Origin of the sequence: Massilia sp. IC2-278 (assembly GCF_020708045.1) — a bacterium.
In the GTDB taxonomy this organism is placed as follows: domain Bacteria; phylum Pseudomonadota; class Gammaproteobacteria; order Burkholderiales; family Burkholderiaceae_D; genus Telluria.
Map to the genome: position 1 here is coordinate 1,076,781 of NZ_JAJFES010000001.1, position 21,571 is coordinate 1,098,351.

Annotated in this window: 17 protein-coding genes; 8 read left to right on the top strand and 9 right to left on the bottom strand. The window is 69.5% G+C overall.

The window, feature by feature from the left end; genetic code table 11:
• Positions 1–184: 184 nt before the first annotated feature.
• The 8 genes from LK540_RS04720 (at position 185) to mqo (ending at position 9,648) form a co-directional block, all read left to right on the top strand.
• On the top strand, positions 185–1,648 hold the full coding sequence (locus LK540_RS04720; RefSeq protein ID WP_229435870.1) for an APC family permease: 1,464 nt from the start codon (positions 185–187) through the stop codon (positions 1,646–1,648).
• 1 nt (position 1,649) lies between these two features.
• Entirely contained in the window at positions 1,650–2,246 is a 597-nt protein-coding gene (locus tag LK540_RS04725; RefSeq protein ID WP_229435871.1) for a cyclopropane-fatty-acyl-phospholipid synthase family protein, read from the top strand.
• Positions 2,247–2,544: 298 nt separating this feature from the next.
• The gene (locus LK540_RS04730) at positions 2,545–3,795 is read left to right on the top strand and encodes a DUF2325 domain-containing protein (protein WP_229435872.1); all 1,251 of its coding nucleotides are present in this window, start codon (positions 2,545–2,547) and stop codon (positions 3,793–3,795) included.
• Between the two features lie 136 nt (positions 3,796–3,931).
• Positions 3,932–5,176 (top strand): alpha/beta fold hydrolase, encoded by a 1,245-nt coding sequence (locus LK540_RS04735; protein ID WP_229435873.1) that lies wholly within the window; start codon positions 3,932–3,934, stop codon positions 5,174–5,176.
• Between the two features lie 321 nt (positions 5,177–5,497).
• Positions 5,498–6,940 carry a nucleobase:cation symporter-2 family protein gene (locus tag LK540_RS04740; protein WP_229435874.1) on the top strand — a complete coding sequence of 481 codons (1,443 nt, stop codon included), beginning with the start codon at positions 5,498–5,500 and terminating at the stop codon, positions 6,938–6,940.
• Between the two features lie 185 nt (positions 6,941–7,125).
• A complete protein-coding gene (locus LK540_RS04745; protein ID WP_229435875.1) occupies positions 7,126–7,389 on the top strand; it encodes a DUF4148 domain-containing protein in 264 nt (87 codons plus the stop codon).
• A gap of 96 nt (positions 7,390–7,485) precedes the next feature.
• A complete protein-coding gene (locus LK540_RS04750) occupies positions 7,486–7,932 on the top strand; it encodes a MarR family winged helix-turn-helix transcriptional regulator (protein ID WP_229435876.1) in 447 nt (148 codons plus the stop codon).
• An 87-nt stretch (positions 7,933–8,019) separates the two neighbouring features.
• Positions 8,020–9,648: a malate dehydrogenase (quinone) gene (mqo, locus tag LK540_RS04755; protein WP_229435877.1), complete on the top strand. Its 1,629-nt coding sequence runs from the start codon at positions 8,020–8,022 to the stop codon at positions 9,646–9,648.
• Positions 9,649–9,881: 233 nt separating this feature from the next.
• Here mqo and LK540_RS04760 read toward each other — a convergent pair whose 3' ends face one another.
• The 9 genes from LK540_RS04760 to LK540_RS04800 all read right to left on the bottom strand — a co-directional run bounded on the left by LK540_RS04760 (position 9,882) and on the right by LK540_RS04800 (position 21,459).
• Positions 9,882–10,331, bottom strand: coding sequence for a hypothetical protein (locus tag LK540_RS04760; RefSeq protein WP_229435878.1), 450 nt, complete (start codon positions 10,329–10,331; stop codon positions 9,882–9,884).
• 15 nt (positions 10,332–10,346) lie between these two features.
• Complete coding sequence (locus LK540_RS04765) at positions 10,347–12,191, bottom strand: hypothetical protein (protein ID WP_229435879.1); 1,845 nt, start codon at positions 12,189–12,191, stop codon at positions 10,347–10,349.
• Positions 12,181–14,349 carry an HlyD family efflux transporter periplasmic adaptor subunit gene (locus LK540_RS04770; RefSeq protein WP_229435880.1) on the bottom strand — a complete coding sequence of 723 codons (2,169 nt, stop codon included), beginning with the start codon at positions 14,347–14,349 and terminating at the stop codon, positions 12,181–12,183. Before LK540_RS04770 ends, LK540_RS04765 begins: the two co-directional genes overlap by 11 nt.
• 13 nt (positions 14,350–14,362) lie before the next feature.
• A complete protein-coding gene (locus LK540_RS04775; protein WP_229435881.1) occupies positions 14,363–16,318 on the bottom strand; it encodes an efflux RND transporter periplasmic adaptor subunit in 1,956 nt (651 codons plus the stop codon).
• Between the two features lie 16 nt (positions 16,319–16,334).
• Positions 16,335–17,180 carry an efflux RND transporter periplasmic adaptor subunit gene (locus tag LK540_RS04780; RefSeq protein ID WP_229435882.1) on the bottom strand — a complete coding sequence of 282 codons (846 nt, stop codon included), beginning with the start codon at positions 17,178–17,180 and terminating at the stop codon, positions 16,335–16,337.
• 1 nt (position 17,181) lies between these two features.
• Positions 17,182–18,807 (bottom strand): TolC family protein, encoded by a 1,626-nt coding sequence (locus tag LK540_RS04785; protein ID WP_229435883.1) that lies wholly within the window; start codon positions 18,805–18,807, stop codon positions 17,182–17,184.
• 106 nt (positions 18,808–18,913) lie between these two features.
• Entirely contained in the window at positions 18,914–19,633 is a 720-nt protein-coding gene (locus tag LK540_RS04790; protein ID WP_229435884.1) for a SapC family protein, read from the bottom strand.
• A 109-nt stretch (positions 19,634–19,742) separates the two neighbouring features.
• On the bottom strand, positions 19,743–20,276 hold the full coding sequence (locus tag LK540_RS04795) for a DUF1566 domain-containing protein (protein ID WP_229435885.1): 534 nt from the start codon (positions 20,274–20,276) through the stop codon (positions 19,743–19,745).
• A gap of 43 nt (positions 20,277–20,319) precedes the next feature.
• Entirely contained in the window at positions 20,320–21,459 is a 1,140-nt protein-coding gene (locus LK540_RS04800; RefSeq protein WP_229435886.1) for a DUF1566 domain-containing protein, read from the bottom strand.
• Positions 21,460–21,571: the final 112 nt, after the last annotated feature.

A 21,571-nucleotide genomic window follows, 5' to 3' on the forward strand; every position in this document is an offset into this window, starting at 1 on the left:
GCTGCCGCGACATTTTTGCTGGACAAAAGCCGCCGGGAAGCGAACTCTCCCATGCCGCTGGCATACTCGCTTGACCGGATGCCAGCGCGCCGCATGCAATGCGAACTCGGCGTGCCCCCCGCTGTCGAACCGGTTTTGACACGCACTCTGCCTTCGTTGCCAGACCTTGCCACCGGACTCCGCCATGGACCCTGCCGAAGCCGCACACGCCGCCTCTGCCGCACCCGCCTCCGCCGCATCCTCTGCCGCGGCGGCCCGGCCCCAGCCGGCCATCGGCCTGCGCGCGGCCATCGCGCTGATCGTCGGCGTCGTCATCGGCGCCGGCATCTTCAAGGCGCCCTCGATCGTGGCCTCGCTCAGCCCCAGTGCCGAGGCGATGTTCGGCATGTGGCTGCTGGGTGGCGTGGTCTCGCTCATCGGCGCGCTGTGCTACGCCGAACTGGCCACCGCCTACCCGCATGCCGGCGGCGACTATCACTTCCTGATGCGCGCCTACGGCCGCCCGGTGGCATTCCTGTTCGGCTGGGCGCGTTTCTCGGTCATCACCACCGGGTCGATCGCGCTGCTCGGCTTCGTGTTCGGCGACTACCTGCAGCAGGTCCTGCCCTTCCCGCTCGGTCCGCCCGGCGCCGGCCCCACCCTGTACGCCGCCGCCATCATCGTGGTGCTCACGCTGGTGAACGTGCGCGGCATCCGCGCCGGCGCCGCCACCCAGACCTGGCTGACCCTGCTCGAAGTCGGCGGCCTGCTGCTCATCGCCGCGGCCGCCGCGCTGCTGGCCGACCCGCCGCCCGCTGCGGCCGTGGTCGCCGGCGCCGCCGGAGCAGGCGGGCCCCCTGTCTCCTATGGCATGGCGATGGTCTTCGTGCTGCTTACCTACGGCGGCTGGAACGAAGCCGCCTACATCAGCGCCGAAGTGCGCGACGGGCGGCGCAACATGGCCCGGGCCCTGACCCTGTCGGTGCTGCTGATCACGAGCCTGTACCTGCTGGTGGCCTGGGCCTGCTGGCATACGCTGGGCATGGCCGGCATGGCGTCGTCGGAAGCCCTGGCCGCCGACGTCATGCGGCGCACCCTCGGGCCCGGCGGCGAAGCCCTGATCGCGCTGCTGGTCGCGGTCTCGGCGCTCACCTCGATCAACGCCACCATGATCGTCGGCGCGCGCAGCAGCTATGCGCTGGGCTGCGACTGGCCGCGCCTGCGCCGGCTCGGGCGCTGGGACGGCGCGCGCGGCACGCCGGCGGTGGCCATGCTGGTGCAGGGCGCGGCCGCGCTGCTGCTGGTCGCCTTGGGCGCCGGCTTCGGCAGCGGCTTCCGGGCCATGGTCGAGTTCACGGCACCGGTGTTCTGGCTGTTCTTCCTGCTCGCCGGCCTGTCGCTGTTCGTGCTGCGCCGGCGCGAGCCCGACCTGCCGCGCCCGTTCCGCGTGCCCCTGTTCCCCCTGCTGCCCCTGCTGTTCTGCGCCACCTGCGCCTGGATGCTCTGGTCCAGCCTGTCCTACGTGTTCTCCCAGTCGCTTGGCGGGCTGAACGCGGCCTGGATCGGCGTGGCCGTGCTTGCCGCCGGATTGCTGCTGTTGCCCCTGCTGGGCGGCCCTGCCCCGCCCCAGGCCCCCGCCCACCCGCTAGCCCCCACCGAGGAGAACTGACATGAACGAGAATCCGAGCCGCCGCAAGCTGCTCCTGCTGGGCGCCGCCAGCGCCGGCCTGGGCGTGCTGCCCGCACGCGCCGTGCTGGCCCAGACCGACACCGCCACCGCGCCCAGGCTCGACGTGCCCTATGTGCCGACGCCGCAGGAAGTGGTCGACCGCATGCTGGCGCTGGCCAAAGTCGGCAAGAACGACGTGCTCTACGACCTCGGCTGCGGCGACGGCCGCATCGTCGTCACCGCCGCCAAACAGCTCGGCGCACGCGGCACCGGCATCGACATCGACCCGGTACGCATTGCCGAAGCCCAGGACAATGCGCGCAAGGCCGGCGTCGACAAGCGGGTCAGCTTCAAGGTGGGCGACCTGTTCCAGGCCGACCTGTCGGACGCCTCGGTCGTCACGCTCTACCTGCTGCCCACCATCAATACCCGGCTGCGCCCGCGCCTGTGGCAGCAGCTGAAGGTCGGTTCGCGCGTGGTTTCGCACGCCTTCGACATGGGGCCGGAATGGCCGCCCGAGAAAACGGCAAGCGTCGAGGGACGGACGATTTATTACTGGACTATTACCGAGGCGCAGAAGAAGAAGGCAAAGGCCTGAGCGGCTGGATCGGCCCGGGGCAGCCCTGGCTGTCCCCCGGGCCGTGCCGGATGGCGCCCGGCCGGGCTGGATGGGCTGCACTGGATGGGTTGCGCTGGCTGGGTTGCGCCCGATGCCTTGAACCGGATGGCTGAGCTGGATGGCCGGACCGCGCGCACGGCAGCGATGCTGTTTGCACGCGCGGCGATTCCGTGTACACTTGAATGCGAATCATTCTCATTCAAAAGCTAAGCGAGGCCATGCCGCCCGCTTGCCGGAGACCTGAGACCGTACACAGCCATTCGCCCAAAGGATCCGTATGTGCGACAAACACCCTTCGCTCGACCCAGCCAATGTGCAGTTCCAGACCCAGCATAGCTCGCGCCGGCGCCGCATCTGGGAATTGTCCCGCAATTGCCACTGCCCGCTGATCGGCGTCGCCCTGCCGCTGGGAACGCTGCGCAAGCTGGTGGAAAAAGTCACCGGCGGCGCGCTCATGCACGACGACTACGAGGTGCACGTCGGCGCCGTCAACGATTGCACCAGCCGCAACCGCCTGGCCGAGGCCGTGCAGAAGGAACTCGAGCGCCGCTATGCGCAAGTGATCTTCCGCTTCCGCAGCGCACGCACGGCGGCCCAGGTGGCCGAGCTGTGGGAAGCGGCGGTGAACGCGGGCGACGTCGCCGGCGCCTTCTGGGCCGGGCTATCGCACCCGGCCTGCGTGCCGGCGCTGGAAGAAAAGATGTGCCGCGACATCCACATGGTCCAGCACCAGGCCGGCGCCTGCGCCCGCGCCGACATCGGCAAGTACAACGCCCTGCTCGGCGACAAGGCCCGGCTCGAAGGCGAACTGGCGCGGCTGCAGGCGCGCTGCAACACCCTGCTGCAGGAAAGGAAAGGCGACGCCGACCGCTTCGAGCAGCAGCTGATGCAGGCCCGCGCCACCACCATCGCGCGCGAAACCGACGTCCACAACCTGCGCAACGAGCTGGCCCAGCTGCGCTCGACCATTCCCGAGCTGGAAACCCGCAAGCGCCTGGCCAACCAGCTGGCGCGCATGGAGCTGCGCGAAGCGGCGCTGCGCGGACAGATTGCCGAGCTGAAGGCCAGCCGCGCGGAAGCCGTCGCGCGCGCAAGCGAAGCGGCGCCGCCAGCGGCGCCTGCCGTGCCCACGCCCGCCGCTCCCCAGGTCACGATCCCGATCCAGCTGGTCAACCAGAGCGTGCTCTGCGTCGGTGGGCGCAGCGGCAACATCTCCTTTTATCGCAAGATGGTGGAAAAGATCGGCGCCCAGTTCGCCCACCACGACGGCGGCCTGGAGGACAGCAGCAACCAGCTTGACGCCAGCCTGGCCGCCGCCGACCTGGTCATCTGCCAGACCGGCTGCATCAGCCACGGCGCCTACTGGCGCGTGAAGGAATACTGCAAGCGCACCGGCAAGCGCTGCGTGTTCGTCGACAACCCGAGCGTGTCGAGCCTGGCGCGCGGACTGCAGGAAATCGGCGCCGAACCGGTCCTGGCTGGACAGGTGGAAGAAGCGGCAAGCGACAGCGATACCTGCAAGGCTTAGCCTGGCGGCAAGCATTGCGGGGCCGCGGCTGTCCGCATTTAACGCCGCGCAAACGGGGCCGCGTTCGATTGGATTGCGCTTGGAAGCGGGCGCAACGCGGCGTAGAGTGCTGCCACCAGAACCGGACGAGGACGCCATGTACGCAAGCAACTGGAACGATCTGTCGACCCTTGGGGTCGCCGCCCTGAAGCAAATGGACCGCTCGCGCCAGGCGCGCGGGCAGCTGCTCGACCGCGCCGGCTACGGCCCGCGCGAAACGCCTTCGATCGTGCTGCACGCCGAGCCTGGCCTCAAACTGCGCCGCTACGCTGCGGCCGAGACAACGGCCGACGGTCCGGCGCGCGCCCCGGCGGACGGGCCGGCCGTGCTGCTGGTGCCGGCGCCCATCAAGCGCGCTTACATCTGGGACCTGGCGCCCGGGATCAGCGTCGTGCAGCGCTGGCTGGAACGCGGCTACCGCGTCTACCTGGCCGAGTGGGTGCCGCTGGGCGAGCAGCACACCGGCGCAGGAAGCGACGCCGATGCCGCCTCCGATGACAATGCCGATTTCGGCCTGGCTGGCTACGGCGACCGCTTGCTGCGCAGTTGCCGCGAGCAGATCCGGCAAGACAGCGGCGAGGAGCAGGTGATCATCGCCGGCCACTCGCTCGGCGGCATCCTGGCGGCCATCCATGCCTGCCTGTATCCCGAGGCGGTTGCCGCCACCGTGCTGCTCGAAGCCCCGCTCGGCTTCGATCCGGCCAGCGACTGCTTTGCGCCCCTGGTCCGGGCCACGCCCGACGCGCGCCGCATCGCCGACGCCTTTGGCCAGGTGCCGGGCAGTTTCCTGAACATGATGAGCGCCGCCGCCGAGCCGCACGCCTTCGGCTGGGAACGCCTGCTCGATCGCACGGCGTCGATGACCAGCCCGCAAGCCTTGAACAGCTACATGCAGGTCGAACGCTGGACCCATGACGAATTTCCGCTGCCGGGGCCGTTGTTCGTCGACCTGGTGGAATCGCTGTACCGCAACGATGCCTTCACCCAGGGCAAGCTGGCGATCGGCGCGCGCACGGTCGGCCCGCAGGACCTGCGCTCACCGCTGGTCAGCGTGTTCGACGGGCGCAGCAAGGTGATTCCGCCGCAATCGGTGCATCCCTTCCACGAGGCGGCGGCCAGCGTCGACAAGCTCCTGCTCGAGTACAGCGGCGACATCGGCGTCAACCTGCAGCACGTCGGCGTACTGGTCGGGCGCAATGCGCATGCGCGCATCTGGCCGGCGATCTTCAACTGGCTGGAAACGCTGCGCACGCGCGACCCTGCCAAGACGGACACGCAGGCGGAGGCAGAGCCGAACGCAGAGGTGGGCGTCAAGCCGGACGCAAAAGCGCCGTCCGCCTGAACGGCTCCGCCACAGGTGCGAGGCAGCGGCACCCGGTGCCTGCAGGCGCGGGTGCCGCAAATGCAGCTGCTGCCGTTGCCGCTGCCATTGCGGCAGCGGTTGCGGTTGCGGTTGCGGTTGCGGTTGCGGTTGCGGTTGCGGTTGCGGTTGCAGTTGCGGTTGCAGTTGCCGTTGCGCTTGCCGTTGCGGTTGCGATTGCCATTACCGTGAATGACGCGGATGGCGCCAACGGCGCCGGTCCGGACAGTTCCGCCAATTCGGCCCAAATTCCCCGCACAAGGCCCGGCAGCGTAAAATCGCGTTTTTGCCCGGTGCCCGCGCATGACTACCCCACCCAAGCTGTCCACCCCGCTTCCCGAATCGCCCCATGCCTCGCCTCCCGGCTCGTCTGCCGGCGCTCCGCCCGCCACACCGGACCTGGTCCTCGGCCTCGAAGACCGCCCCACCGCCTGGGTCGGCATGCTCGCCGCCCTCCAGCACCTGCTGGCCATCATCGTCCCCATCGTCACGCCGGGCCTCCTGATCTGCCAGGCGCTGGGCGTGCCCGCGCGCGATACCAATCTGATCGTCTCGATGTCGCTGGTCATCTCCGGCATCGCCACCTTCATCCAGTGCCGCCGTTTCGGCCCCTTGGGCGCGGGACTGCTGATCGTGCAGGGCACCAGCTTCAACTTCGTCGGCCCCTTGATTGCCGGCGGCTCGCTGATGGTGAAACAGGGCACGCCGGTGGAAGCGGTGATGGCGGCGATCTTCGGCGTGGTAGTGGCCGGTTCGTTTGTCGAGATGGGCGTCTCGCGCATCCTGCCTTTTGTAAAACGCATGATCACGCCGCTGGTCACGGGCATCGTGGTACTGATGATCGGCCTTACCCTGATCAAGGTCGGCCTGATCAGCATGGGCGGCGGCTTTGCTGCCATGGCCAACGGCAGCTTCGCGAATGGCGAAAACCTACTGCTGTCGGGCATGGTCCTGGCCATCATCGTGGCCCTGAACCGCATTCCGGTGGTCTGGCTGAGGAGCAGCGCCATCGTGATCGCGCTGGCCGCCGGCTACGCGCTGGCCGGCTTCATGGGACGGCTCGATTTCACGGGCATGCATGAGGCCCCGGCCTTCCAGGTGCCGGTGCCGCTGCACTTCGGCCTGAGCTTCTCCTGGTCGCTGTTCATTCCGATGATCGTCATCTACCTGGTGACCTCGCTCGAAGCGATCGGCGACGTCACCGCCACCAGCAAGATATCGCGCGAGCCGGTCGAAGGACCGGTATGGATGCGCCGCATCAAGGGCGGCGTGCTGCTGAACGGCGCGAATTCCCTGCTGGCCGGTATCTTCAACACCTTCCCCAGCTCGATCTTCGCCCAGAACAACGGCGTGATCCAGCTGACCGGCATCGCCAGCCGCCACATCGGCATCTGGATCGCCCTGTTCCTGGTCGTGCTCGGTTTGTTCCCGAGCGTGGCCGGCGTGATCCAGGCGGTGCCGGAGCCGGTGCTGGGCGGCGCGGCGATGGTGATGTTCGGCGCCGTGGCCGCGGCCGGCATCAACATCCTGGCCAGCGTGGCGCTGGACCGGCGCGCACTGCTGATCATCGCGGTGTCGCTGGCCCTGGGCCTGGGCGTGTCGCAGGTGCCCGAGTTCCTGGTGCACATGCCGGCCGCGATCCGCAACGTGCTCGAATCGGGTGTCGCCACCGGCGGCATCTGCGCCGTGCTGCTGAACTGGTTCCTGCCGGACAGCCACCCGCAGCAAGACAGCGCCGCGCACTGAGCCGCACTGAGCCGCACTCCCGGCTCCCGCCCCGCGCGGGAGCCACCTCCCCTCCCCGCCCCCTTGTCACATTCTCACGAGTAAGTGATTTCACGTACTTACTTCAGAAATGTACTATTCAGTGTTAAAATACGTTCCGACGGACCGATACGGCCCGCCTTCTTTCACTCACATTGGCGGACAACATGAAAACCACTTACCTGATTCCAGCACTTCTCGTTACCCTCCTTGCCGGTTGCGCTTCGACCAACCAGGTTGCCTCGAACGACCCGGTGCGCCAGCGCGTCCTGGCCGAGCTCGAGCAAGCCAAGGCCGACGGTTCCTACCCGTTGACTGAAGCCTTCTACGCCAACCTGCCGCTGCCTCAAGAAAAGCATCGCCGCCAGGTGGCCCAGCAGAACGCGGCCGCTGCCGCAGGCGCAGCCACCGACGCAACGGCGGCCCCCTGATACCGGCGGGTACAATCTGCGCTTTCTTCTCTGCAGGGGATTTCGATGAGCGACTTTGGCCCGACCGACCAGCGACTGCGACGCGTAAAGGCGCGTATGCCTGACTTTGCCGTAGATGCCATGCGCCTGGTGCGCATGACGAATCACCTGCAGAAGACCTTCCGCGATCGGACCAACGGCCTGCTCAAGAAGTTCGACCTTGCCGACCCCAGCTACACGGTGCTCGCCATCCTGTATGGCAGCGTCGACGAGTCGGCCAGTGCCTCCGAACTGAGCGAAACCTGCCACGAAAAGCCGGCGAACCTCACCCGCGTCTGCGACGAACTGGTCGCGCGTGGCCTGATCGAACGCCGGCCGAAGCCGGGCGATCGCCGCTCGGTGATGATCTCGCTGAGCGACGCCGGCCGCGCCCTGATCGAACAGGCCATACCGGAAGTCTCGAACATGGTCGGCGAGGCAACCGCCGGCTTCACCGCGGAAGAACTGCGCCAGCTCTCCAGCCTGTATGCACGGCTGCTGGCGAGCCTGAATGGGCGCGCCTGACGACGCTCGCCGTCGGCCCGCGCCCTGTTTTACCCGGCCTCTCGCGGCAGGGTTCATTGTTGTACCGAGCTTTGGATTTAACAAAAAATGCGTAAATTACTTGCAGTTCCTTTGACCGTCGCTGTTTCTGGCGCCCTCCTCGCTTCCTGTGGAAAGGCCCCTGCACCGTCGAAAGACAAACCAGTCGACGTGGTCCTGATCGGCGCCGGCGTCATGAGCGCCACCCTCGGCACCATGCTGACCGAACTGCAGCCCGACCTGAAGGTCGAAATGTTCGAGCGCCTCGACAAGGTTGCCGCCGAAAGCTCGGATGCGATGAACAATGCCGGCACCGGCCACTCGGCCTTCATGGAGCTGAACTACACGCCCGAAGCGAAGGACGGCACGATCGAGACCAAGAAAGCGGTCGACATCAACGAGCAGTTCGAAGTGTCGAAGCAGTTCTGGGCCTTCCAGGTCAAGCACGGCTACCTGCCCGATCCGCGCGCCTTTATCAACAACGTGCCGCACATGGCCTTTGTCTGGGGCGACGACAACGTCAACTACCTGCGCAAGCGCTACGCCGCCCTGCAGAAGGAAAACCTGTTCAAGGGCATGCTGTACAGCGAAGACCGCGCGCAGATCCGCGAATGGGCCCCGCTGACGATGGACGGCCGCGACCCGAACCAGAAGGTCGCCGCGACCCGCATGGACATCGGCACCGACGTCAACTACGGCACCCTGACCCGCACCATGGTCAAGAACCTGACCGAGAAAAAGGGCATGGACCTGCACCTGCGCACGCAGGTCGAGGACATCAAGCGTGGCGCCGACGGCATCTGGAACGTCACGGTCAAGGACCTGGCCACCGACAAGCTGCAGACCGTGCGCGCCAAGTTCGTCTTCATCGGCGCCGGCGGCGGCGCCCTGCCGCTGCTGGAAAAGACCGGCATCCCTGAAGTGAAGGGCTACGGCGGCGTGCCGGTCGGCGGCCAGTTCCTGGTCACCACCAACCCGGCGCTGGTGAACACCCACCTGGCCAAGGTCTACGGCAAGGCCTCGGTCGGCTCGCCGCCGATGTCGGTGCCGCACCTGGACACCCGCATCATCGACGGCAAGAAGACCCTGCTGTTCGGACCGTTCGCGACCTTCTCGACCAAGTACCTGAAGAACGGTTCCTGGATCGACATGCCGGCCGCGATCACGACGAATAACGTGCGTCCGATGCTGCAGGCCGGTATCGACAACATCCCGCTCACCAAGTACCTGATCGAGCAGGTGATGCTGTCGCCGGAAGACCGCCTGGCCACCCTGCGCGATTACCTGCCGAACGCGAAGATGGAAGACTGGACCCTGGCCACGGCCGGCCAGCGCGTGCAGATCGTGAAGGACAGCAAGGATGGCGGCATCCTGCAGTTCGGTACCGAAGTCGTGGGTTCGGCCGACGGCAGCGTGGTGGCCCTGCTCGGCGCTTCGCCGGGCGCCTCGACCGCCGCACCGATCATGCTGAAGGTGCTGAAGCAGTCGGCCTTCAAGAATGCGCTGGAAACCCCGGCCTGGAAGGCGAAGATGCTGGAAATGGTGCCGTCCTACGGCCAGAAGCTGAACGACGATCCGGCCCTGGCGAATCGCATCCGCCACTACAGCAGCGACGTGCTGGGCCTGAAGGCGTTCACGCTGGACGAGCCGGCCGTGGCAAGCGCAGCGGCGGCCGGTCCGGTCGTCGCCAAGCAGTAAGCTGGAGCGTTTGCTACAAACCCGAGGCGCCGCAATTGCGGCGCCTTTTTTGTAGGGTGGACGGCTGCGCCGTCAGCGCGTCCAGGCGGAGGCAGTGCCGAGGAAGTGCAGAATTGCGGGCGGCGGAGACCGCAAGGCGGTTTCTTGTGGGGGCGCATCGGCGCAGACGTGGTTGAACGCGTGGGCGGCGCAAGGGCCGCGTCTGCGCACAGGGTTGGGTAGAGCCGACCACCCTACGGCTTGCACACGGCTGCGGTTCCATTGGACAGGTAGGCAGCGCGCAGCGCGGTTGCTTGCGCATCCTCTTCCAGCGACAGGGTCCGGTACAGCCGGCCATAGTCCCAGCCATAGCCCCAGCGGAAAGGCGACGGCAGCCAGGGCACGCCGCCGGCGCGCACCGCGCCATACATGGTGCCGGCCAGCGCCGGGCTGCGGCTGGCCGCGCGCACACATTGCCTGAAGACGCGGTCGGATTCCAGGCGCTCGGCCGCGCTGCCGCCGCGCCAGTAGGCCAGGTCGTGCGCGACGCAGCAGCCGCACCAGTCGGCCTGGCCGGCCGGGGCGCGGTCCGGGAACAGGCTGCAGCCGTCGGTCGTGAACGGCGCGGGCACCGGGGCGGACGCGCACCCGGACAGCACCAGGGAGGCGCCCACGATGGCGCCGGCAGCGACCCGTCTCAGCATCGACCTGGCACCGCCTCAGCCCATGCCCGCAAAGGCCAGCTGTTCGTCCATCTGGCGCTCGCGCAGGGCCAGCGAGGCGCGGTAGCGCGAGGCCTGGCGCGCCGCATTGCGCTGCGCCAGCCGGAACAGGGCAGCGGCCGTCCACGGTGCACGCGCCAGCCCGGCCACGGGCAGCGGCAGCCACTCGGGCAGCGCGCGCGCCAGCAGCTCGTCGCTGGCGGCGCCGAACACCTCGCCGCTGGCGCACCAGGCGAAGAAGGCGGCGTCGGTACGCGCGCTGTCCCAGTGCTCGAACAGCATGCCGTGCACCTGCGCTCCCGCGCCCGTATCCGCATCCCGCTCCGGCCCCCGCTCCGGCTCCGACTCCGGCTCTACCTGCACGCCGTTGCGCAGGGCGGCCGCGATCACCAGCGTCACCCGGCCCGGCTCGGCGGCCGCCGCCAGGGTCGCGGCGTCGGCCTCGGGTTCGCGCCCGTCGGCCAGCGCAAAGCCGATCTGACGCGCGGCCAGCAGGCGCCCGACCGCCGCCAGGTCGGCCGTACGCGGCGCCCCGACCAGCAGCGCCTCGCCGCGCGCCTGGCGCGCGCCCACCGCATCGGCAAAGGCGTCCAGCTTGGCGGCCGCGTCGCGGTAACCGTAGCGGCGCTGCGGACGCAGTTCCGCATGTGCCGACAAGGCCACCGTCTCCAGGCCGTAGCAGTCGCGCAGTTCGGCACGCATGCCGCGCAGCGAGGCGCCGATGCCGGTCAGGCGCCGGTAGCGCGGCAGGAAGCTCTGCACGGCGGTGCGCGCCACGGTGCGCGGCGGCGCCGACAGCGGCAAGCCCTCGCGCGCCTCGACCGCCTGCAGCATGCCGAACTGCCAGACGCGCCCGGCCAGGCGGCGCAGCACGCCGTCGTCGGCGATCAGCACGCGGCCTTCCTGCACCAGGTAGTGACGCTCGCGCCCCAGTTCGTCGCGCGCCAGCAGCGCGCACGAAACGATGTCGTCGCGCCGCTGCGGATGGCGCCAGTACACCGGCAGGCGCAGGGCCAGCAGTTCCAGGCGCGCCTGGCCGGCGGCGCTGAAGCGCACCTGCCAGCCCGGCTCGCGTTCGATGTGGTAATCGCGTCCGGCCTCGAGTTCCTCGACCAGGGCGCAGGCGGCCAGGGTCGCCGCATCCAGCACGCCGGCGCTGCCGGCGGCACTGATCACCACCGGGCTGGCGGCTTCCTCGGCCAGCACGGCGTCGAGGTCGTCGACCAGGGCCACCTCGGCCGCCGGGCGGCAGGCCGCGGCGGCCATGCCGTCGGCCGCCAGGCGCGCGCGCAGCAGGTCCGACAGCAGCTGGCGCCCGGTGGCGTAGACCAGGTCGGCCTCGTAGCGGCGCGCCAGTTCGGTTTCGCCAAGGTCGGCCTCAAGCGCCGCCGCGCTCACGCCGCACAGCGCGAACAGCGGCGCGAAGCGGGCCTGATCGCGCCCGGCCAGGTAGTCCGAGGCGCGCACCAGGTGGCAGCGCCGCCCGCTCCACACGTGCAGCAGCGCGGCCAGGGCCACGGCCAGCGGCGCGCCGCCGGCCTCGCGCATGGCGCCCGATTCGACGGCGCGGCCGGCATGCATCAGGAGCGCCGCTGCCAGCTGGCGCACCGAAGGCGTTCCCAGGCCGGCGGCGCGGCAGGCGGCGGCCAGCGCCGCCAGGGCGTCGGTCGCGGCGCTGCCGTCGGCATCCTGGCCCAGCGCCACGGCGCGGCGCAGGCGCGTGCGCGCGGCGGTCAGCAGTGCAGGATCGGCCTGGAATGCCCCGGCCGCGCATGCTGCCAAAGCGGCCTGGCGGCCAACGCGGCGGCGCAGCTCGGCAGGCGCGCGCGGGTCAAAGTCCATAGCGCTTCTGGAACAGCTGCGCCAGCGCCTTTTTCGCCTGGGCGTACAGCGGCTTGCCCGGCAAATCGACGCGCACCATGCCCGACAAACCGGGCAGCGGCGCCAGGCCGTCGGCGCGCGCCGGTGCCAGGTCGGCCGGCAGCGCCGCGCGCAGCTCGAAGAAGGGTTCGGCGCTGGTCTCGCCGCTCGGGTCGTTCGGCTTGACGGCGATCTCGCCGCCGCCGGCAAAGCCGAGCGCGCTCGAGGCCAGGCGCTCGCGTTTGTACGGGATCACGCTGACCGCGCCCAGCGCCAGCGTCACATCGGACTGGCCGTTCAGACGCAGGTCGGCATGGGCGCCGCCGTGGCCGAACAGTTCGTCGGCCTGCTCCTGCGGCACCACGGCCACGAAGCGCAGGCGCGCGTCGGCCACCACTTCGCCCAGCGGCTGGCCGCGCGAGAGCCAGTTGCCGACCCGCTCGTGCAGCGACGGCGCCTCGACCCAGCGCCCGGCGCGCGGCGCGCGCACCATCAGCAAACTGCGCTGGCGTTCGAGTTCCGCCATCTGGCTGCCCAGGGCCGCCAGGCGTTCGGCCAGCGGCGCGCTGTCGGCGCGGTTGCGCAGCAGCGACTGCCGGTACTGCACCTCGAGTTCGGCGCTTTGCTGGCGCGCCAGTTCATAGTCGGCCTCGAGTTCGGGATTGGCCAGCACGGCGATCAGCTCGCCCTGCTCCAGACGCTGGCCCGGCTGCGCCACCAGGCGCGCCAGGCGCGCTTCGCCCGGAATGTGCAGCAGCACCGAGTCGCTTGCCTGCAGCACGCCGTGCGCGCGCACCGAATACGGGAAAGGCAGCACCAGCACGAAGGCGGCCAGCGCCGCGCCCAGGCCGAGCGCGCGCAGGGTCGCGCTGCGCCGGTTGGCGGCCACCTTCGGCCCGTTCAGGTGCTGCCACAGCTTGCGCAGCGGCCAGATCAGCAGCGTCAGCGCGGTGACCACGGCCATGAACACGCCGACCAGGAACCACTGGTCCATCACCACCAGGATGATCCCGGTCGAGACCAGGATGCGGTAGAAGAAGGCGGCGATGCCATAGAAGCCAAACCACAGGCGCTCGCGCCGGTCGTGGGCCGGCGACTCGGCATTGGCGCTGCCGAGGAGGTAGCGGTCGCCCAGGTACATCCAGTACTGCTGGGCCTTCTGGTACAGGTTCGGGATGTCGACCAGGTCGGCCAGGATGTAATAGGCGTCGAAGCGCAGCAGCGGATTGCCGTTGAAGAGCAGGCTCGAGACCGAGCCGACCACCATCACGTTGTAGGCCACGCTGTTCACGATGCCGGGGCTGGTGACGCTCCAGACCATGGCCCCGAGCGCGGCCAGGAAGAGTTCGACCAGCATGCCGGCCGCACTGACCAGGGCGCGCTTGTAGCGGCTGGCGAAGCCCCAGGTCGAGGCGGTGTCGACGTAGGGCAGCGGCGTGAGGATCAGGAACATCACGCCAAAGGCATGCACCTCGCCGCCGTAGCGCTTGCAGATGAAGGCGTGGCCGATCTCGTGCAGCAGCTTCATCACGCTGAGCGTGACGAACAGCAGCGGCAGGTTCGACAACGACAGCAGGCCCTGCGAATGGTCGCTGAGCGCGCCCAGGTTGCCAAAGGCGGCCATGGCGCCCGCCGTCACCACGGCCAGCCACAGCAGCAGTGCCGGCAGGCCGGTGGTGGCGCGGATCAGTTTCGGGAAGCGGTTGAGCAGGCGGTCCGGGTCGAACAGGAACACGCGCGTGTACAGGAAGCCGAGCAGCTTGCTGTTCAGTTCACGGCGGCGCTGGACTGCGCTGCGGCGGTGGATCGCCCCGCTGTCGGGCAAATCGAGGGCGGTCAGCATGTTCGCCGTGTGCAGCTGCGCCAGCACCCGCACCACCTCTTCCTGGCCGGGCGCGTCGTCCGGGCGGCGCGCCACGAAGTCGAGCCAGTTTTCCTCGACCGTGCGTGCGGTGCTGAGCGAGGAGATGAAGGCCCAGGCCTGGGCCGTGACGCGGAAATAACGGTGCGAATAGGCGTCGCGCAGCACGTACCACGGCTCGCCGCCGAAGCGCTGGCGCTCGACCCGGGTGCTGGCGGCCAGCGCCACGCGCGCGCCGGCGATGCGGAACCAGGAATCGCTGAAGACTGCACTGCTCATGTCGGCGCCCTCCTCAGCCCAGCCACCACAGCTTCATGCGCAGCGAATCGACCAGGCGGTGGGTCCATATCCAGGCCACGTTGCGCCGTCCGCCGTCGAGCTGCACGATGCCGCTCATGCCGGGGCGCCACCAGGCTTGCGGCGCGCCGTCGAGCCGGCCCTTGACCAGGAAGTGGTTGCCCTCCTGGCCCTTGACCTGGGCCACCGGAATCACGGTGGCCAGGGTAAAGCCAATGGTTTCGTCGGGACGGCCGATCAGGCGCAGTTCGCCGTGCGCGCCCGGATGCACGAAGCGCACGTCGCGCTCGGGCACCATGATCTCGACGTACAGGCCGTCGATGCGCGAGATGCGGAACAGATTGTCGCCCTTCTTCACCGGCGCATTCAGCAGGTCCTTGCGCTCGCCGGCCACCACCACGCCGTCGAACGGGGCCACGGTCTGGGCCTGGGCCAGGTACTGCGCCACGCGCGCCAGGCGGGCGTCGGCCTGGGCCGCACGCGCCTGGGCGATGCCGAGGTCGGCCAGGTTGCCGGTGGCGCGCGCCTTGTCGGCTTCGGCGCCGAGGCGCTGGCGTTCGGCGCCGAGATCGAGCTGCTGCTGGCGCAGTTCGCGCGTGTCGAGCGCGGCCAGCGGCGCGCCGGCTTTCACCACGTCGCCGGCGGTCGCCTGCACCGCGTCGACGCGGCCGTCGAACTGGGCGCTGATCAGGCGCGTGCTGTCGGTGCTCAGCTGGGCGCTGGCCTCGATCCGGTAGTCCCAGGTGCCGAACACGGCGAACAGCAGCAGCAGCGACAGCGCCGCAACCGCGCTGCGAGTCCAGACCCGGCCCGGCCCCAGCCAGCGCGCCAGGCGCTGGGTGGTCCAGTCGCGCAGGCGCAGGCCCCACCAGCGCTCGCGCCCGCGCTGGGCTTCGAGCCAGGGCTGGAGGAAGCCCATGGTCTGCAGCAGCGCACGCGGCGCCGGCTCCGTGGCCGCGGCGCCGGCAAAGCCGAACAGCAGCACGGCGCGCGTGCCGCCGACGCCATCGGGCACCGGCAGCGCGTACATGCGCGCCAGCGTCAGCGAACGGGCGACGCGCGCCAGCACCGGCGCGCCGGCTTCGGCTTCAGGGTCGAGAGCGGCGCCGCCGATCCACACCGGACCGGGCTGGCCCAGGGCTTCGAGGAAGGCCTCGTCGAGCAGCTGCACCTGTTCGGTATTGCGTTCGAAACGGTCGACGTGGCTCAGGGCCACGGTGCGCACCGCGCCGCCGTGGCGCCAGCCGAGCGCCACCAGCGAGGCGCCGTAGTGGGCGGCCAGGCCGTTGACCAGCATCAGCGTGGCGGCGCCGAATCTCGGCTCGGCGACCACCTGGGCGGTCAGGTCGAACAGGGCGGCGGTGTCGGTGTCGGCGCCGGCAGGCGCGGCGTCCGGCTTGCCGGTAAAGGCGGCCAGCGCCGACGACGCTTGTTTATCCGCGGGCTTCTTGTCCAGCGAAGGAGCCGAGGAAGATGCGGAGGGCGCGCCGGCCCCGACGTCGGCCACAAGCATCGCCCGCATCAGCAGTTCGTTCAGCTGCGCGCGTTCGCTCTCGGGAATGTCGATCACCAGCAGCGCATCGGGCAGGCCGCTTACCTGCACCAGGGCCAGCATGCGCAGGCGCCCTGCCTCGTCCTGCAGCGGCGCCACCGCGAAGCCCTTGTCGAGGGGCTGGCCGGCGCGGCCGGCAACCACGGCCGGCCAGTGGCGCAGCGCCCAGTCGTCGCCGGCGGCGCCGCCGAGCAGGCGCCATTCACCCTCAGCGGAGCGCTGCACCAGCAGGGCCGTGCCGGCGCGGCACAGCTCGCGCAGCAGCGTGCAATAGTCGTTCCAGTACCCGAGGCGTTCGCGCGGCTGGCGGCGCAGCGCCGTCAGGTCGCGGATCACGGTGCTGGCGTCGCGCGGGGCCGGGGTGCCGGCGGGCGGCTGGAAGTCTGCTGGGCGGTTCATCGAAGCTCCGGATCGTTCAGTTGGCGCCGGCCTGGCGCAGCGGCAGGTCGATCATGCCCTTGATGCCGGGGCGGATGCGCAGGCCCGGGTTTGGCACGTCGACGCGCACCTCGACCAGGCCGCTGGCGGCGTCGGCCACGCTCGACACGTAGGTCACGCGGCCCTTGGCCGGCGCGCTGCCGGCGGCGTCCTCGAAGCGCACGCCGATCTCGCGGCCTGCCTTCAGGCCCGGCACCGCGCTCAGGGGCACGTTCGTGGTCAGGTACAGCTGCGAGGCGTCGACCAGCACCATCAGGGCCTCGCCCGGCTTGATCCATTCGCCGGCCTTTGGCTCGACGCGGGTCAGCACCCCGCCGCGCGGCGCGTTCAGGGCGCGCAGCGCGCGTTCCTGCAGGGCGCTGTCGTACTCCACCTTTTCGCGGCGCTTCTGCGCCTGCAGCTGTTCCAGGCGCGCGCGGGCGCCGGAATACTCGACCTCGAGCTTGCCCATCTCGTCGCGGCTGATCGAGCCGGTGCTGTCGAACACACGCTTGGTGCTGTCGTACATCCCCTGCAGCACGCGCACGCGGTCTCGAGCGGCATTCAGCTCGCTGTTGTCTTCATAGACCACCTGGCGCCGCGAGACTTCCAGCGCCTGCATGCGGTCGTCGAGCACCATCAGGGTCTGGCCGGCGCGCACTGCCTGGCCGGGCCGGGCGTCGAGGCGCGCCACCACGCCGGGCACGCCCATGCTCAGGGTCAGCTCGTTCTTCGGGTGGACCAGGCCGACGTATTCGGTGGCCAGGGCCGGCAGCGCGGCGAACAGGGCGCCGGCCAGCGCAGCGGAAAGGTTCAGGCGTGCACGCGGACGGAGAAGAGACATGTCAGTGTTCCAGGGTGATGGCATAGTGGTCGAGCAGGCTGCCGTCGGCGTACAGCAGGGCGTCGTTGGCCTGCCCCATGCGCGCCAGGCTGTCGACCAGGCGCTGGCGGCTTTCGGTGAGTTCGGATTCGCGCAGCAGCAACTGGGACAAGAGGCCCATGCCGGCGTCGTAGCGCACGCGCTCGATGCGCAGCATCTCGGTGCGCAGTTCGATGTCGGCGCGCATGCGCTCGACTTCATCAACGCCGGCGCGCGCCTGTTCCCAGCGTGTGCGCACGTCGTTCGCCAGCGCCGAGCGGATCGAGTCGACCTCGAGCTCGGCCTGGTGCACGCGCGCATCCTGGGCGCGCGCCTGCGAGCGTGCCTTCTGGTTGCCGCCGAGCGGCACTTCCAGGTTCACGCCGATCGACCACGAGGGATAGTGGCCTCCCTCGGTCAGTTCGCGCGCGGTGCCGTAGCTGCCCGACAAACCGGTGCGGGTATTACTGAGCACCAGGTCGAGCGCCGGCAGGCTCTGGTTGCGCGCGTAGTCGAGGCGGATGCCGGCCTGTTCGTGGCGCAGGCGCGCGATGCCCAGCGCCGGCCAGCGGCCCAGGGCATCGGCATAGCGCTGCGCCAGGCTGACCTGCTCGACGCGGCTGGCTTCGGCGGCGTTCGCCGGCACCGACAGCGTGATCTGCTCGGACAGGTTCGGCACATTCAGCAGGGTCTCCAGGCGCGACTGCACTTCGCGCACGCCCTGGGCGGCGCGGATCTGCTCGACCTCGCGCACCAGCACCGCGCTGCGCGCCTCGATCTTGTTGCTGGCGGCGAGCTTGCCGGCCTCGATGCGCGCCAGGGTGTCGGCTTCGACGCGGCGTGCGTAGTCGAGCGCCTGCTCGCGGATGCGGCTCACTTCCAGCGCGCGGTACAGCTGCCAGTACAGGGCCAGGGCGTCGTTCCCGCTTTTCAGGAGCTGCTGGCGGTACTGCAGGGACGCGATTTTTTCCTCGGCCCGCGCCACCTTCAGGTCGGTCTCGATGACGCTCTTGCCGAAGCCGCGCAGCAGCGGCTGGCGCAGTTGCAGCACCAGGGCGCCGTCGTACTGGGTGTCGGTCGGCGAGGCGCTCTTGATGATGTTGTTCCGCTGCTCGCGCGCGCGGTAGCTGAGGCTGATGTCGGCGCCGCTGGGCAGGCGCTCGCGCAGCCCGATCTCGGCCGTTTGCAGGCGCTCGTCGAGCACGTCGAGCTTGCTGGTGGCGATGCTCGAGATGCGTTCCTCGACGGTGCGCTGGCGCAGGGTATCGTCCTTGCGCAGGCTGGAAAACAGCACCATCTCGTACAGCGCCGCCTCGGCCTTGCTGAGTTCACCGGCGACCTCGATCTGGGCGCGGCTGTAGGCCACTTCGGCGCTATGGCCGGCGACCAGCTGCAGCAGCAGTTTCGGGGTCAGCACCACGTTGCCCTTCAGGGCCGCGGCCGGGGACGAGGCCGAGGCGGGGCGGGCGGCGGCCGGGTCGAACACCCCTGCCCCGGCCGGTGCGGCCGGGCCGGCGCAGGCCAGGCCGAGCGCCAGCAGCGCGCAGGCGCGGCGGGTCGCACGCAGCGGAAGACGCAGTGGAGGATGCAGCGGGTTCAACACGGTCATTGCCATAAATGCCAAAAAAACGGGGCGTAGAATCGCGTCGGGCCCGCAGCTGGTGCAGCTGCGGGCCCGACATGGTTCGGCAGGCGCTGGCCTGCCCGGCCTGGAATCAGGCGGCCGGCTTGGCCTGCTCGTCCTTCAGCATGACCAGGCGCTCGATCTGCGACAGCGAGGTCAGTTGGGCGTAGATGGCCGGCAGGTAGTGCTTGGTGCGCATTTCCAGGAACAGCTCGTCCGACAGGTTGTTCAGGCGCTCTTCGTTGATGACGTAGCAGCCCGAGATGTTCTTGATCTTGTCGTTCTGGCGCACGCGCATGTTCAGCGGCACGAACAGGTTGTTCTTGGCCAGGAACTTGCAGAACTCGGCGGTGATGGCGTCCATCTGCTGCAGTTCCGACAGGTAGCGCTTGACGTTCTCGATCACTTCGGTCGGCTCGCCCTGCTCGTTGAACAGCGGGGTGCCTTCGGTGTCGCTCAGCAGCTCGCTGCCTTCGTCGACGCAGACCAGGAAGCGGCCGTCATCGCTCGCCTGCGACAGTGCGAACGGGTAGCGGCGGATGATCGCCGGCACGTAGGAAGCCGACCACTTGCCGTTCTCGCCGACGAACAGGTTCTCGCCCGCGTCCAGGCCCAGCAGGGCGACCGGACGGAACTCGTCCTTCTCTTTGTCTTCGATGAAGACCAGCGGGTAGATCGCGGCCGAGCGCACGAACTCGTGGGTGGTCACGTAGGCGATGTGGAACTGCGAGGCGAAGCCGAAGCCTTCGACCTGCTTGATCTTCTTGCCAGCGTGGCGCTGCTGGTTGACGGGAACGACTTGCTTGAACATGTGAATCTCCAGTGTTGACTGTTGGCCGGGCCCTGTCCTCAGTGCCCGTGCATGGTGTTGTGTTGTTATGGGGTGCGGTGTATTACTGTGGGTTGCCGGGTACGGCGCGTCAGTTTCCGCCGCGGACCAGGCGGATGTTGCGGGCGCCGGTCTTTGGCGCGGCGGCGACGTCGCCGGCGTTGAAGTCCACGTACCACGCCAGGCCCGCGTTCAGGCTGTAGGGCGAAGCGGTCCAGAAGCTCTGGGCCGGGGTGCGCGGGAACACCGTGGCGTTGATGGCCGGCGCGGTGCACTTGCGCTCGACCAGCGAAGCGAGTTCGTTACGGTTCGGCAGGCGCCAGTCGCTCTGGCCCTCGCCCAGGGTCGCGCCGGCCGCGTTGACGGCGGCGACGCGCGCCAGGGCTTCGCCCCAGTTGCCGGTGACCGGCGTGCCGCTGTCGCAGGCGGCGCCGCTCAGGCCTTCCGGGCAGCGTTTCCAGACCAGGCCGGTGGCGCTGTCGGCCACGCCGCCGGCGCCGTCCTTGAAGCGCGCATCCGGGGTGTCGGCCGCGATGTCGATGCCGTTGCAGGCGGCCTGGGCGAGTGGCGCCGCGCCCAGCAGGACGGCCAGCGCCAGTGCGCAGTGACGCAGTGGGAATTTCATGTGGACTCCGTGTTCGGTTGCCGAGAGTTGGGTCGTGTGACGGTCAGTTGCCGCGCACCAGGCGCACGCGTTGCGGGCTGGTCTTGGCGACCGCGCCGACCACGCCGCTGTTGAAGTCGACCATCCAGGCGCCGGCAGCATCACCCGCCTTGGGCGATGCGCTCCAGTATGGCGCCGCGGCCTGGCCGGCGAACTGGGCGCGGATGGTCGGCGCAGCGGTGGCGCCGGCGTCGACGATGCCGGACAATTCATCGGCCGTCGGCAGGCGCCAGTCGGAGAAGCCGCACCAGCGCTCGGCGTTCACGGCGGCCACGAAACTCTCGGTGTCGCAATTGCTGCCGCTGCAGACGCCGCCGTTAGCGGTGCCGGTTGCGCCGCCATTGGCGCCGTTGCGCAGCAGCCAGGTGTAGGTGTTGTCCGGCGCATGCAGGCCGGTGCCGCTCTTGCCTTCCCAGACCAGGCCGGTAACGCTGTCCTGCACGCAGGCCGAACCCGGCAGCACGGTCATGACGAAGCCGGTCGTCTTGTAGCTGCCCTGGCCGACCACGCGCTCGTTGGCGTCGCGCCCGGTCTCGGCATCCTGGCCGGCGAAGCCGGTTTGCGGACAAGCCAGTCCGTTTGCGCCGGCGCTGGCGCAGGCCGCGATGCCGGTGTCGTTCAGGCGCTTGCTGTTCTCGATGCCGGCGCCGGCCGCAATGCTGTTGGCACGGATGGTGCCGCTGGCGGTGCCGCTGTTGGCGCCGTCGTTCCAGCGCACCGTCAGGACCTTGTCGGCGCTGGCGCTGCCTGGGCAGACCTGCAGGTTGAACTGGCGTTCGCTGCTGCCGCTGGCCAGGCTCATGCTGGTGCTGGCCGGGGTCAGGTAATCGACGCCAGCTGCGCAGCTGGCGCCGCCGGTGCCGCCTTCGACCGTGAAGCTGACCTGGGCCGGGAAGTTGGCGTCGGCGCGCAGCGCGAGGCGGAAACCGAGCAGCGCCTGGCCGTCCAGGCCCTTGGCGGCGCGCGCGTCGCCAAGGGCCAGCACGGTCGGCTTGATGGCGACCGGCGGTGGCGGCGCCGGCGCAGGGGCTGGCTTGCTGCCGCCTCCGCCGCCGCAAGCGGCCAGCAACAGGGAGACGGGAACGGCGCAGCCGAGCCAGGTGGCGGAGGTGCGGGTCCAGTGTGCGACGGCGTGGTTACTCATATGATTTGGTTGTTGCTCTTTAGCACTGCAAACAAGGCGGCCAGTGTCGATTCTTTCCATTTTGCTGTCAAGAACATTTGGCCGCCCTGCCTGAAGGGGCCTGAAGCAGGGC